Below are 14,165 nucleotides of genomic sequence, written 5' to 3'. Positions count from 1 at the left end.
ATATTAATGATAAGTCTAATGTAGGAAGAAACGGCAAAAACTGCCGGCTTCCTGCCTTAGCAGGATTCGTTCAACAAGGTATAAAAAACATAGGGCGTTTGTGGCTTAACCGAAAGTTTGGGCATATTAATAAAGTCCGCTAAATATAAAATTTGGCGTTTATAGTAGAAAAGATAAAAGCAAAATATTTATATTTAGCTAAGTCATAAACCGAAACGAAAGTGCTTACCAACCTACCCTACGTTTCTTATACGTAGACGTTGGCGGTAATGCAAAAAAGACGATGGACAAGTACCTAATTGATCTAATTGAAAGAATGAACGATACCAGCGACCACAAAATGGAATCTGGATATAAAAGTACTGAGACCGTTTCTTGGAAAGCTTTGAGAGAAGCTGAAAAAATTGACAATGGTGAATTCGTCCAACAACTTATTGACTTTATCGACAAAGAAAAAAATAAGAAGAATCGAGACCGAGCATATTTCATATTAGGACACCTTGCGAAAAACACTAATGACTATTCAGCAACCCAATTCTTAATTCATAGAGTTGACAAAGAGACAGATAAATATATTCTCGCTTCACTTCTTGACCGTATAGCTTATTTGGACAAACAGCGTGGAACTGACTTAAATCCGATTTTCAAAGCAACAAAAAACAATAAGTGGCTGGTTCGTTACAGTGCTATTCAAGCATTAAAGAACACAAATGACGAAAATGCCGAGAAATCCTTGATCGACATTTTAGACCAATCGAAAGACCCTAGCGACTTGACCTACTCAAATTCGACATTGAATAGAATTGGAACGACTAAAGCGGTTCCTCATATAGAGAAACATTTAAGTAGTCGAAAAAGAGACGTAAAGACATCAGCCAAATTGGCCATAGAAGAGATTAGAAAAAGAAATGGAAATGAATAAAAAAGCACATACCGCCAACATCGGCTATAGCAAATGCGGGTTGACTGCTTAAAATGAAGATATTGCAACTAAATAACATTCGGTCTGGCGGACAAAGATTCGGTTTCAAAATCCCGCACTTGCCATAGCCAGGGCCGTTGTACCCAATTAAAACGAAACGCTGAATGAACTACATAGAACCACAACCATTTTTAAGGTCATTTACTTGCCCTCATTGCGGAACCTTATCTAAACAGGAATGGAGACGACTTGATTGGGAACATCAAAGAGGATATCAACACGATGAGGAATATCCCATAAGAATTGGAACTTGCGACCATTGTGATGAAAGTACTTTATGGGTTTTTGACAAATTATTATTTCCTGACAATGGAAACGCACCTTTTCCAAATCCAGAAATGCCTGAAAACGTTTTGAAATTATATAGAGAAGCAGCATCAATCCACTCTAAATCACCACGAGGAGCAGCAGCACTTTTGAGACTTGCGATTCAAGTATTGACTAAAGAATTAGGTGAAGAAGGAAAAAACATTAATACAGACATTGGAAATTTAGTTAGTAAAGGACTTCCAACAATTGTTCAACAATCATTGGATATTGTTAGAGTTACAGGAAATGATGCTGTTCATCCTGGACAAATTGATACAGATAATCCGGAAACTGTTGGACAACTTTTTAAGTTGGTTAATGTCATCGTTGAATATATGATTGATTTGCCAAAAAGAGTTGGTGGAATTTATGACAGTTTACCCGATGGAAAGAAAAACGGAATTGAACAAAGAGATAAAAAATAACTGGGTACAATAACTAAGCATTCTGATGGCTGGAACAGCCTAGTCTGAATGCAGTGTTGAACGAAGTGATGTTGGGAATTAGGATTACTATAGGGAATGGTTTTCCCTGTTTTATTTTTCAATGGTTGGAGGATGAAAAAGTTAGGTAGTTATAGGTTTTTCCTTTACGTTGTTTTGTTTTTTTAGTAGGCTAAAGTCACTTTTATGATGTTTTAAGCGTGATTATTAGGTGGTTTTTCCCTTTTGGACATACCTGTCCCATTAAGCTAGCTGGAGCTCATTATTTTGCTTCCTGATTTTGTTAAACCGGTTAGCTGGTGGACCCCGTTGGTCAAAATAAGGCAGTATATGCTTTCTCCATTTTGCAACAAGGGCAATTCTGAGCAGGGAGTGGATATTACAGTTTGATTTATGCGACCCATTTCGGTTAAAACTGTGCCAAATTCAAGGCGGCTTTCGGTTCGAACCGTACCACGTATCATAGGCCAGGTGATCCGGGCTATCCCTTCCCCAGTTTGAATTGAGGCCTTTTTATTATTGAAGTAAATTTCTATTCTGGCCTACCGCTTTCCTATTTTTGGCTAAAGCCGGAGGATATGGTGCTATTTTTGAAAATGGGCTAAAGCCCGTTCCTATTGATTTGTTTTCTTTTATCAATTAACTCAAGCTAAATTCTGGGTAAGATATTATGAGTCCAATTTTTATTTAGCTAGGGGATCTCAGCGGTTTACCCCCATCTGTGGCTTTAGCCAAATCATGGTTCCTCGATGTTTTCAATATATTTACCAATACCTGCGAATTTGATCTATTTAAAGAAAGTTGAAAACTTTCGGCTTTTTAGGTCTAAGTTACGCTTCGCTAAACTTAGACCAGGTAGGGAGAGAGTTTTGATCATGCTTTTTCGGAAAAACCTTGGGACATTGCATGAATTAACAGCAATGTGAAGTGCATAGATCTACCTAAGCCATAGAGCGAGCATGATTATAGATGGATTGTACTTATTCCGGGTAGATTTTTAGAAAAAGCATATAAAGAAGGTTATCGATATACCCTATAAGGAAAACTTTCCTGTATTTAACAGGATTCAGTTTGATAAAGGTGGGGCTGAAAGCTTACTGCTTATTATTATCTTTATGGGTAATTAATTAAAGTAGGCTATCAGGCGCTACGCTACCATGCAAGCTGGGAAACTATGATAGAACTAAGACAAGCGACAATAAACGATCTTGATTTAGTTAAATATTGGGATACAAAGCAACACATTATCGATTGTGATCCTGATGATGAATGGAATTGGGAGGTCGAACTAAAACGCAAGCCTGTATGGCGAGAGCAATTAGTAGCGGAATTGGATGGAGAACCAATAGGTTTCATACAAATAATTGACCCGACTTTAGAAGAGACCAAGTATTGGGGAGAAGTTGAACCAAATAAGAAAGCAATAGACATTTGGATTGGTGAAGAACAGAACCTTAACAAAGGGTATGGAACGAAAATGATGGAACTCGCCATAGATAGATGTTTTAAAGATAAATCCATAGATGGAATATTGATTGATCCATTAAAATCTAACCTTAAAGCTCTAAGGTTTTATGAGAGACTAGGGTTTGAATTCATTGAGGAAAGAGAATTTGACGGAACAATGTGCATTGTGTATGAATTGAAAAGAAAAAATCCAGGAGGTAACAATTAAGCTACAATGATGTTATTAATGCTTTGGTTCACTGGAGTCGCGATCGATCGGGATTGGAATCAGCCTATGGTAGCTTACTGCTATATGGGCTGGGTTGGTTTTGTTGGGTAATTCAGGCAGTTAGGTAGCAGGGAAATTATTGAAAAGTAAACGAATTGATTGTCTATTTGTGTTTTTAAGTCCTTGATTCTAAGTTGTTTCTCGAGGTCTTAGAAAACTTATGAGCATTCATTATAAAAATTAAATCGGAAATAAATGACTTCAGAATTCAACATAGGCAAAATTGTAAAGTATTTAGACAAGGATAAACATTACTTGCCGACCTTGATATCGTCACAACAGAGCAAATAATAGAAATCAATAAGTTATCAGCCTATAAAAAAGAACTTTACCTCAAAAAATCTATACCAACAAGAAAGATGCTTACCTTGAATTAAATAAACTTCTGAAACAAGTAAAGTAAAGCGTATGGAAAGGGGACCCAGAAAAAGAACAGAACTTGTATTTTAATGAAATGTTATTTTTTAGAATTGCCGACAGGGTGGTATTTATGGAAATTGTGGATAAATACAAAGGCCTCGATCAAAGAATAACGTGTGCTAGCATTAAACAAAAATAATAACCTGAAATTGGATAAGCTTTATCCATGTTTATAGATGGCTAACCAATTTCAGGTCAAAGCCTTTCCACTTAGATTAGTGGGAAGGGAAAGCTTTTAGAACACTGGTGAAAATAATCTGTGTTTTTTAAAAGAAAAAGTAAAAGATAAAACCACCTATTATGGCCATTGTCATAACCGAAATTACAAAGGCGATTATTGCTTTGGGTTTTAACATAGAAGAAATAATAGCTATTTCCGGTAAACTAGCTCCAGTTCCTCCAATAATTAAAGCCATCGCCGCTCCCATACTCATACCTTTAACAATAAGGGCTTTTAATATCGGTATAGCCATTTCAATTCGTAGATACAGTGGCACACCTACAATAGCCGCAATTGGAATGGCCAATGGGCTATCATTTCCAAGGTATTTTTCAACCCATTCATCAGGTACAAATACGGCAGACACAGCACTAATCCCAGCACCAAGTAAAACATAGGGGAAAATCCGCTTAAACAATGCCCATCCAAAGTTAAGAGCTTCTTTTATTTTTTCATTTGACCCAGATGCTTGACTGCATGTTTTTGTTGAACTTACCTGAGTTTCTGAACAGGAGCTTTGAACAGTTCTACAAGATGCTACTGAAATATTTGTAACCGTTCCACAACTGACAGTGGTTTGGGATGAACATGTGACTGTATTTGGCTTTAAGTCAATGCGTTTTACGCTGTTCTTAAGTGAGGTCTTTCCGGCAATACTCCCAAATATTATAGCCCCAAAAAATACGATTAAGAAATAAACCAATGCGATTTTCCAACCGAAAACACCGAAAATGAAACCAACGACAACAAAATTGGCTAATGGCGCAGAAAGTAAAAATGAAAAAACCATAGCAAAAGGGGCTCCCATTTCTATCATCCCCATAGAAACAGGAACCATCGATGCGCTACAAAAAGGGGTAGGGATTCCCAGTAATGCCCCCATTAAACTGCTGTATTTTCCCGTTTTCGATAGCTTCTTTTGAAGTTTCTCTTGTGGTATAAATGCCCTTATTAAACCAGTAATTATTGATACAAGGGCTATTATAAGTACCAATACCACTCCGACATGTATAAATTCGTCTAATGCTAAATTTAGTTTTTCGTTCATAATAATTATTTTATTGTTAAGATATATGTGTTAAAACGCATATGTTGTAATAAAAAAAAGCAAATGCGCTATAATTTCTTTTGGACATTACGATGTATAACGCCTTTCATTGATCACGTTTTCCCAGTAATATTTTGCATTTATTTATTTCATTCTGCATCTTAGATTCTGGTATTAATTTTATTGCATCTTGAATCAATTTCCTGAATTCGCTTTGAATTGGTGTTAAATAGTAGAATACCCATTTTCCTTCTTTGACCTCTTCTACCAGCTTAACTTTTTTCAATATTTTTAAATGTCTCGATACATTATATTGATGCTCATCCAATACCTCAACAATTTCTGAGACGCAGATTTTTTCATCAATATTGGTTAAAAGCCAAACAATCTTTAATCTGGTTGCATCCGATAAGGCCTTAAATATTTCAATTTGTTTGTCCATAACCATAGGTTTTAACATATGTGTTTTTAAGCATATGTTATAAGGTGCAAATATATAAAAAACATTGACATACAAGCATGACTTTACATTTTTGTTTACTTTAAGGTGCCTAGGCAGTATTAATCCCTTATGGTAGTTGTGTTTTTTAAGTCAAGGTATTTCTGTATAAAGTGTGCTTGCCCTAAATCGTCCCATGCATTCGGGAAGTACAGCAATATGGTTAATAATAGAAAGAGGACTAAACCTTTCTTTACATTTAGTAAAGAAAAACAATCCAATTAGATGAAAACATTTAAAAATATACTTTTAGTAATCACCTCAATCTTTGCATGGACAGCATTGGTGGGATATGGGACTTTTAGCGGTCTCTTGATGCAGGCAATCACAAAAGGAAGTAGTTCAGCATCGTTTATTGAAGCTACAAAAGAGAAGATTAAAAATGAGTTTGTTGGAAATATGGCGATGGTGCTAATAGAAAACGGAGCTGTTTCAAAGGATTTCTTTTATTCTATCCACAAACCGGTTAATAAGCATACTGTTTTTCAGATGGCTTCGGTAAGTAAGTGGATTACTTCCTGGGGAGTTTTTGCTTTGGTTGAAGAAGGCAAAATAAATCTTGATGAACCAATCGACAATTACCTTACAAGATGGCATCTACCAGAAAGTGAATTTAACAATCAGGAAGTTACTGTTCGCAATCTATTGAGCCATACTTCAGGACTCGTTGATGGTTTGGGATATGGAGGATATGAAGACAAAGACTCGATTCAGACCATAGAGGAGTCCTTAACAAAAGCGAGTGATGGATTGTGGTCTAAAGGTGTTGCGAAAGTCGGTAACCAGCCCAATAGTCAATACAGGTACTCAGGTGCAGGCTATACCCTACTCCAATTAATTATCGAAGAAGTCAGTGGACAATTGTTTGAAGAATACATGGAGGAAGCTGTTTTTAAGCCGCTTAAAATGGCACATTCAACTTTCAATTGGTCAGATTCATTGGGTTCGGATTTGGCTACCTTTTATGATAAAGATTCAACAATTGCTCCGCATTATCGCTATACTGCACTGGCCGCAGCCTCTTTGTATTCCTGTGCCGAAGACCTGAGCTTATTCCTTAAAGCAAATTTTGCCGATAATGGTGTGTTGCGACCTGAAACAATAGCAACAATGAATAAAATTCATACACCAGCCAATCAGAACACCCATGGATTAGGGCCAATGATATATGGGAGAAATGATTCAGGAGATTATATCGTGGGGCATGATGGCGGTAACCGACCTGCAATTAATACAGCAGTCAGAATAAACCTCAAGAGTAAAGATGGCATCATCATTCTCGAAACCGGCAACCCTGATCTTGCAACAAAATTAGGGGACGAATGGATATTTTGGAAAGCGGGAATAGCAGATTACGTTGTAATTCAACGTAGTAAACCTTTTCTATTGGCTTTATTGGTAATTGGTTACCTAATTATTGGGTTTTTATCCTTTGTGATAATTCGAGAAAAGAACAAAAAAGAATTGGGGGAATGAATTAGTATGATTATAGAAGAACCCTTCGAAAGGCTCAGGTATCATGCTTAGGCCCCCGCTAGGAATGAGGCTTTATTGACTTTTGAGGTGATTGGTTTTTTCCGGAAGTAGGCAAATCTAGCGTTTACAAGCTTGTTTTCGGAAGTTTTTTATACCAATCCATAAGAAAACCAGTATTTTAGATTTTTATTGTGCTTGGAGAAAAAGGGAACCGGCAAGTCCAATGGGCTGACATTCTAAAATTAAATTATCCCAATTGAATGGAAAAACTGATTGAAAATATTCAGCTTTACACCTCGCTGAATAAGGATGAAATTGACCTGCTTCGGGAGGCTGTAGATAAGAAAACCTTCCGGAAGAATGAAATTATTTTTACGGAAGGAAAAATCGCCAACGATATATTCTTTGTGACCAAAGGATGCGTGAGGCTTTTTTATAATGTGGATGGGAACGACAAAACCGCTTTTTTCTATACTGAGGGGCAATTTATCTGTGCCGGAGAGAGCTATACTTTCAATATACCGGCAATAGAGAATTATCAAGCCATAGAGAATACCGAAATATTTGTGTTTGGGAAATCAAAAATCAACCGCCTATTAGAACTAGCGCCCAAGTTTGAGGTTATTGCTAGAATTGCCACAGAGAATGAGCTGATCACCTGTCAAAGAGTAATTGCTTCCTTTGTGACCAAATCAGCAGAAGAACGGTATGTTGACTTATTGAATACGCAAGGGGAATTATTTCAGCGCGTTCCACAGCAATACATTGCCTCTTTTCTAGGCGTTTCACCGGAAACTTTAAGCAGAATCAAAACCCGTGTATTCAATAAGCGAATTTCTTGACGATCGTCAAGAGCCAAGAGGCAGAAGACGGCTTTCTTTGTAAATAAAAAAAGATGAACGCAAAGAAAGTTTTAGTGGCTGGAGCCACCGGATATTTGGGCCAATTTCTAGTAAAGGAGCTAAAGAAGAGAGGCTACTGGGTCAGGGTATTGATCAGAAAAGAGACACAAAAAAGTATATTTAAAGAAGTGGATGATTTTTTTGTAGGTCAGGTCACCGATCCCGATTCAATTAAAGGAATAACAAAAGGTATCGATTGGGTTTTTTCAAGCATTGGCATCACCCGGCAAAAAGAAGGGATGCGGTATATGGATGTTGACTACCAAGGAAATTCAAACCTTTTAAAGGAAGCGATAAAGGATAAGGTAGAGGCCTTTCAGTACATTTCGGCCATCAATGGAGACAAGTTAAGGCAGCTCAAAATTTTTGAAGCCAAAGAGCGTTTTGTGGATGAATTGAAAAAATCCGGTTTACAATATTGCATCCTTCGGCCCAATGGATTTTTCTCCGATATGAAAGATTTTTTAAGCATGGCCAAAGCCGGGCGGGTTTATTTATTCGGTGAAGGGCACAAGAAATTAAACCCCATACACGGTGAAGATTTGGCCAATGTCTGCGTGGATCAAATGATGTTAGGGAATAAGGAGGCAACAGTAGGGGGACCGGATATTTTAAGCCAAAATGACCTGGCAGCATTGGCATTGAAAGCTTGGCAAAAACCAATTAAAATAACCCATCTCCCGGACTGGACCAGGCGGTTTACGATTTGGCTTTTAAGAACATTCACTTCTTCCAAAACCTATGGGCCTATCGAATTTTTTATGACAGCAATGGCTTTCGATAATATTGCCAATTGTTATGGAAGTCATAAGCTTGAGGACTTTTATAAATTAGAAGTGGAAAAAATAAAAAAGAATAAACAATAAAACACACTAAATATAAAAGTAGAAGCTGTTTGAATTAGTCTTCTTAATTTCCACCGACTCCTTATCGAATTTGATGCCCTTTCAATTCCACATGCGCGGAACGATTATAAACCGAAGGAAAACTTTGGTTTAGGTAATCTGTGGTACTCGATCAATTACTCGCCGGTAGGCAAAATAATTAATTCAAACAGCTTCTTGTTGTTTATTTAAAAGGCCCTGTAGCTGCCATCTAAATATTGATTGGCTTCGTCTTCTTCAAAACGCGCCAAGGCACTGTCCCAATGCAAGGTTTTATTTGGAAATCTTCCTGCAATTACGCCCAATAGTATCGTTTCCGTTAATCTGGAAGCGTAGGAGAAAGGAGCAGAACACTCGTCTTTTCCTAGACATGCATCCACAAATTGGTGGTAGTGACGTTTGCCTTCCACTTCATAATCCCTAAACACTTCACCAATTTTTCCGGACTTTTTGAGTTCAGTAAGGTCTAGTTCCTTATACTTGCCATTAACAATATGTTTTGGCAATTGCATAAAGTGGGGTAGCAAAAGGTTGCCTTTTTCACCGATAAACATAGCCCCTTGACCCGGAAGCTCTTCATTGTTAGGCAATTTCAGTTCTTTACTTTTCTTAGGTGCGTTGACGCCATCATACCATACCCATTTGAATTTATCAGTGGTGTATTCTGTACCCGGGAATTCATAGGTTACGGTGTTTTCTTCCGGGAAGCCAAAGCCGGTAGGCTTTCTACATTCGTTTTTGATGGTCTTTGGAACATCTAGTGCCAAGGCGTTGTAAGGGGTGTCAAAAATATGAACGCCCATATCACCTAGGGTTCCACAGCCAAAGTCTAGTACTTTACGCCAGTTTCCGGGATGATACAGCCCTTCTTTATAGGGCCTATCTGCCGCAGTTCCTAACCAAAGGTTCCAGTCCAGGTTTTCAGGAACCGGATCAGATCCTTGGGGCTTGGGATCATCAGTCCCCCAGTTTTTAGGTGACCAAGCCCTTACTTCCTTCACCTTGCCAATAATGCCTGATTGTATAAGCAATGTAGCCAATTTGTAATCATAGAAAGAGTGCACTTGAATACCCATTTGGGTCACCAAGTTTTTTTCTGCGGCCTTTTTATTCATGGCTCTCGCTTCAGAAACATGATGGGTAAGGGGTTTTTGACAGTAAACAGGTTTGTCATAATCCATGGCCATCATGGAGGCAGGAGCATGTGTATGATCCGGAGTGGAGACTACAACCGCATCAATACCGTCTGCCATTTCTTTCATCATTACCCTGTAATCCGAATAAAGTTTGGCCTTAGGGAATTCCTTTTTTAGCGGTTCAAGCATCTTTGAATCAACGTCGCAAAGGGCCACCACATCTACTTTTTCATGAGATGAAATCGCTTTAAGATCTGCTTTTCCCATTCCACCTAAGCCAACATGTGCGGTTCTTAGACGACCATTTTTATTTGAAGCCCAAGCCCAAGAGGGAAGCATTGAAGCGACAGCCACGGTGGCGCCACTTTTGAGTAAATCTCTTCGATTGATTAACTTTTGACTCATAATTTTTTGATTTTTATATTTTTAAACCATATCGGACTGGAATGATCTTGAAGGCCGATATATCCTTTTTTGGCTTTAGCGTAATCCGGTGCATTGCTCCACTTACCTGAGTTTTTCCTTGATTCCCAATCTTCAGACCCTGGGACAAATGAAACCACAACCTTTCCATTAAGCCAATATTCTACTTTTTCGGGTGTGTATACTATTTTAGAGTTGTTCCATTCACCAACAGGATTTAAATCTACTTGCGATTGATCGGCAGGGTACATTGCATAATCAGAGGCAGTTTTTTGCCAATCTTGCAATTGGTCCAAGTTTTCTGTTTCCCCCATTTTTTTATTGTAGGAGGTTAAATCATGCATGGATGCATAATTTTCGTCATCTATAAGTTGGTATTCAGGGGCCAATACGGAAGGGCTTTTACCGGGGACTTCCGGCAAATGATAAAATATGCCACTGTTACCACCCTTAGGTAACTTCCACTCCAGGTACAATTCAAAGTTTTCAAATGCTTCCGCACCGTAAATAATGTCTTTTCCCCCTGTATAGTCTTGTTCTAAACCTAATTCCGTGTCAAAGGTCAATTCACCGTTTTTAATGATCCAACCGGGAGGAAGTTCATCGCCATTATAGGCTCTCCAGCCCTCAGTTGTCGTTCCATCAAAAAGAATTATCCAGTCATCTTTTTCTTGGACTTCAGTACTACTTTCCGTCTTGGTATTGCTGTTGCAAGCATTGAGTGCTACCAAAGCAAGTAAGGAATAAATGATTTGTTTCATATTATAGATTTAAATTTTCAGCTATAAATATAATTCGAATTGTCTGCTTCAGCAAAATTTGATTTTTCTGTACCGGTGATTTTTGCCTCCATCTTGCTCAGTCGTAGAATTCAGGTGAATATTTTAAGCCGGATTCTCTGTTTAAATTAATTTCATTTAAAGTACGTGTTTTAGTATTACAATGGTTTGAACAGGCTAATTGGTCGGTGTTATCCGTATTCAATTTGGTGTCAATAATTTGTTTTAGTATTTTATTTTGTGTAATAAATTCTTAAATTATGCTAAGTTTTTTCAAGAGATGATGGAAAGTACAGGCTATACCATAGTTGTCAATATAATGATAGGCTTGGCGCTCGCCTATTTCATTATTGAAATCATGCTTATCCTCAATGATGTTGAGGACGATACTTCCAATGTGCTCTTGCTGGAATGGTCCAAGGGTAAGTCTTTTTTTATTCCTTTTGCCCTGGGAGCAATTGCCGGACACCTTTTTCTGGGCACCACCAATGCTGCTTTTAAAATGGCTAATGGAATATTTCCCGTGTTGATCCTGTTTGGCTTGACAATTATCATGGTTATCATAGGTTTCAAAGTTCCCTTTGAAAAAACCAAATCCTTTCTTACGGCGATTCTAATAGCAGGCCTGTTATACGGTCACTTTTTTTGGTCCATGAATTATATAATAAGGCCATGAGCAAGCTGAAAAAGTTTTTAAAAAGGCACCTGTCAGAAATCCGTACCATTAAAATCGTGGTAGCGGTATTGCTGGGATTGATGGTAGTGATTGATATAGTGCTGGTGATGCTGGAAGGGAAAGATTTCCCTACTTTTAGCCTAGTGGTCAAAGAGCTCAGGCATCGCTTGATATGGTTTACCTTTCTGTATGGTGGCTTGGTAGCTAAGATTTTTTACAACAGGAAGGTCGGAGAAAAGGAAAAAGAAGTTACCGGATTACTGGCCTTCTTTTCCATGGTATTTTTACTTTTTGTCATTGGGAGGCATTTGGAAACAGCACCAAGTTTGTTCTTACAAGTTTTATTGTTGCTTAGTGGAGGGGTGCTTGCTTATAGGGCTTGGCCGCAATACCAATAATTTTTATTTACTAGACCAATAGTGGTTTTAATCATTGATAAATAGCGTTATTTTTATTGAACCCTATTGAGACCAAAGTAGAAGTGTTGCTAATTATTGGCATTTTTCTTTCAAAACATGGGCTCAGCCATGGCCTGTTGCGCGATTGCAGGGTATTTCTTTTTGGCATAGGTGCAAGTCTATGTCTTATCTAAAATTGAATAGCACCAAATGAAAGTAATAATTATAGGAGGTACAGGCCATATTGGAACCTATTTGGTTCCTAAACTCGTGGAGGCAGGCCACAGTGTAGTTTGTGTGAGTAGGCAACAAAGTAATCCATACAACCAACACCCGGCATGGAAATCAGTAGAACATGTAGCCATTGATCGGGAAAAGGCTGAAGAAGCCGGCAACTTTTGTAATCAAATAGTAGGGCTAAAAGGGGAAATCGTAATTGATTTAATTTGCTTTACAGAAGAAAGTGCACGGAAATTAGCAGAAGCTCTGAATGGAAAAATCAAGCATTTTCTTCATTGTGGTAGCATGTGGGTACACGGGCACAGCGAGCAAGTGCCAACCACAGAAGATCAAGAACGCAAACCCTTTGGTGAATATGGTATAGATAAGGCCAAAATTGAAGCCTACCTTCATGATTTTCACCACGAAAGTGGATTTCCGGTTACCGTTTTACATCCCGGTCATATTGTGGGGCCTGGTTGGCTTCCTGTAAACCCTGCAGGTAATTTTAATCCCGAAGTATTTGTTCGTCTGGCCAAAGGAGAAGAGGTGCAATTACCTAATTTTGGCATGGAGACGGTGCACCATGTACATGCAGCTGATGTCGCACAAGCTTTCATTAAGTCTATTGAAAATAGAGATTATGCCATTGGAGAAAGTTTTCATGTGGTCTCCGAACAAGCCCTGACCTTGCGAGGATTTGCTGAAGCCATGGCTGCAAAGTTTGGAAAAGAGGCCAATTTACAATTTCTTCCCTGGGAAAGTTGGGAAAAGACCGTGAGCAATACCGATAAGGAGTTTACCTGGGATCACATTGCCCACAGCCCCTGTGGAAGCATTTCGAAAGCAAAGGATTTATTGGGGTATCAACCTCAATACAGTTCCCTTGAAGCCGTTCAAGAGGCTGTAACCTACTATTTTGAGCAAAAAGGAATTGTTACCAAAACCTAAAGTCAAGGATACATTTAAACTTTTGAGGCTTAAAAAATATTAAAAGCACCCTGTTAAATGGGAGGCTTTAGAAAGGAAGTTAAGAATGCCTGTCAAAACTCTTGACAGGCATTTAATTTTTCTCATTATTCCTAAAACAGCCAATAGCGCAAGTTGAAGCACCTAAAAATTGGATTCAATTCCTCAATCAATAATGCTTGGTAAAATACCTTCTGATTATTTGAATAATATTTGTAGCTTAGAGCTTATAGGTATTAGGGTCCAAGAATAAGCTTTCTACCTATGCTTATAAAGATCGTTTTATCTGAATTTTACAATTGGAGTCTTATATGGAAAAGAAGTTCCAAAACTAAATTTTCAGATTTTAGGTAATTGTTTTTTTGACAATTTATTTAATTGGTAATGTGTGCTTTAATAAAAAAGCCTTTTTGTTTGGCTAAATAGGACTATGATGGGTACAGGTAAACTTTTCAATTTTGGGATTTGGATTTTGACTTTAGGACTTGATTTTTATTCTTGCCAATCAAAAGCTGATATTACCCTAAGAATTAAAGGTGCAGTAACTGTTCCTATAAGAACTTCCTTATTTTTTTCCGATGGCTTGGCTGAACCTGTTTCGGTCCTGTCTAGAACCCTACCTAATGGTTTCAAAGCAGAAGGCTATA

Annotated in this window: 13 protein-coding genes; 9 read left to right on the top strand and 4 right to left on the bottom strand. The window is 38.0% G+C overall.

Translation table 11 applies throughout. From position 1 onward, the window contains the following. The first annotated feature begins 283 nt into the window (after positions 1-283). The 3 genes from Q4534_RS22365 to Q4534_RS22355 all read left to right on the top strand — a co-directional run bounded on the left by Q4534_RS22365 (position 284) and on the right by Q4534_RS22355 (position 3,409). On the top strand, positions 284-922 hold the full coding sequence (locus Q4534_RS22365) for a HEAT repeat domain-containing protein (protein WP_303615386.1): 639 nt from the start codon (positions 284-286) through the stop codon (positions 920-922). 164 nt (positions 923-1,086) lie between these two features. Continuing rightward, positions 1,087-1,716, top strand: coding sequence for a DUF4145 domain-containing protein (locus Q4534_RS22360; protein ID WP_303615385.1), 630 nt, complete (start codon positions 1,087-1,089; stop codon positions 1,714-1,716). Positions 1,717-2,908: 1,192 nt separating this feature from the next. Then, positions 2,909-3,409, top strand: coding sequence for a GNAT family N-acetyltransferase (locus Q4534_RS22355; RefSeq protein WP_303615384.1), 501 nt, complete (start codon positions 2,909-2,911; stop codon positions 3,407-3,409). 746 nt (positions 3,410-4,155) lie between these two features. On the opposite strand, the gene Q4534_RS22350 is transcribed toward Q4534_RS22355, so the two are convergent. Continuing rightward, the gene (locus Q4534_RS22350) at positions 4,156-5,157 is read right to left on the bottom strand and encodes a permease (protein WP_303615383.1); all 1,002 of its coding nucleotides are present in this window, start codon (positions 5,155-5,157) and stop codon (positions 4,156-4,158) included. 106 nt (positions 5,158-5,263) lie between these two features. Continuing rightward, positions 5,264-5,599, bottom strand: a complete 336-nt coding sequence (locus Q4534_RS22345; protein WP_303615382.1) for a metalloregulator ArsR/SmtB family transcription factor — start codon at positions 5,597-5,599, stop codon at positions 5,264-5,266. 282 nt (positions 5,600-5,881) lie between these two features. On the opposite strand from Q4534_RS22345, the gene Q4534_RS22340 reads away from it, so the two are divergent. From Q4534_RS22340 to Q4534_RS22330, 3 genes are all read left to right on the top strand, one after another. After that, positions 5,882-7,132 carry a serine hydrolase gene (locus Q4534_RS22340; protein WP_303615381.1) on the top strand — a complete coding sequence of 417 codons (1,251 nt, stop codon included), beginning with the start codon at positions 5,882-5,884 and terminating at the stop codon, positions 7,130-7,132. A gap of 260 nt (positions 7,133-7,392) precedes the next feature. Beyond that, positions 7,393-7,974: a Crp/Fnr family transcriptional regulator gene (locus Q4534_RS22335; RefSeq protein WP_303615380.1), complete on the top strand. Its 582-nt coding sequence runs from the start codon at positions 7,393-7,395 to the stop codon at positions 7,972-7,974. A gap of 53 nt (positions 7,975-8,027) precedes the next feature. Continuing rightward, positions 8,028-8,900, top strand: a complete 873-nt coding sequence (locus tag Q4534_RS22330; RefSeq protein ID WP_303615379.1) for an SDR family oxidoreductase — start codon at positions 8,028-8,030, stop codon at positions 8,898-8,900. A 206-nt stretch (positions 8,901-9,106) separates the two neighbouring features. On the opposite strand, the gene Q4534_RS22325 is transcribed toward Q4534_RS22330, so the two are convergent. Both Q4534_RS22325 and Q4534_RS22320 read right to left on the bottom strand, forming a co-directional pair. Then, the gene (locus tag Q4534_RS22325) at positions 9,107-10,459 is read right to left on the bottom strand and encodes a Gfo/Idh/MocA family oxidoreductase (RefSeq protein ID WP_303615378.1); all 1,353 of its coding nucleotides are present in this window, start codon (positions 10,457-10,459) and stop codon (positions 9,107-9,109) included. After that, positions 10,456-11,238: a DUF1080 domain-containing protein gene (locus Q4534_RS22320; protein WP_303615377.1), complete on the bottom strand. Its 783-nt coding sequence runs from the start codon at positions 11,236-11,238 to the stop codon at positions 10,456-10,458. Before Q4534_RS22320 ends, Q4534_RS22325 begins: the two co-directional genes overlap by 4 nt. A gap of 298 nt (positions 11,239-11,536) precedes the next feature. Between Q4534_RS22320 and Q4534_RS22315 the strand changes: the two genes are divergently transcribed. From Q4534_RS22315 to Q4534_RS22305, 3 genes are all read left to right on the top strand, one after another. Next, positions 11,537-11,932, top strand: coding sequence for a hypothetical protein (locus tag Q4534_RS22315; protein ID WP_303615376.1), 396 nt, complete (start codon positions 11,537-11,539; stop codon positions 11,930-11,932). Further along, positions 11,929-12,330 carry a hypothetical protein gene (locus Q4534_RS22310; RefSeq protein ID WP_303615375.1) on the top strand — a complete coding sequence of 134 codons (402 nt, stop codon included), beginning with the start codon at positions 11,929-11,931 and terminating at the stop codon, positions 12,328-12,330. The genes Q4534_RS22315 and Q4534_RS22310 overlap by 4 nt, the downstream gene beginning before the upstream one ends. A 210-nt stretch (positions 12,331-12,540) precedes the next feature. Next, complete coding sequence (locus Q4534_RS22305) at positions 12,541-13,500, top strand: NAD(P)-dependent oxidoreductase (RefSeq protein ID WP_303615374.1); 960 nt, start codon at positions 12,541-12,543, stop codon at positions 13,498-13,500. Positions 13,501-14,165 lie beyond the last annotated feature (665 nt).

Source organism: Cyclobacterium sp. 1_MG-2023 (assembly GCF_030546805.1).
In the GTDB taxonomy this organism is placed as follows: domain Bacteria; phylum Bacteroidota; class Bacteroidia; order Cytophagales; family Cyclobacteriaceae; genus Cyclobacterium.
The sequence above is the reverse complement of the archived record's forward strand: the minus strand, read 5'-3'. Positions and strand labels throughout refer to the sequence as shown.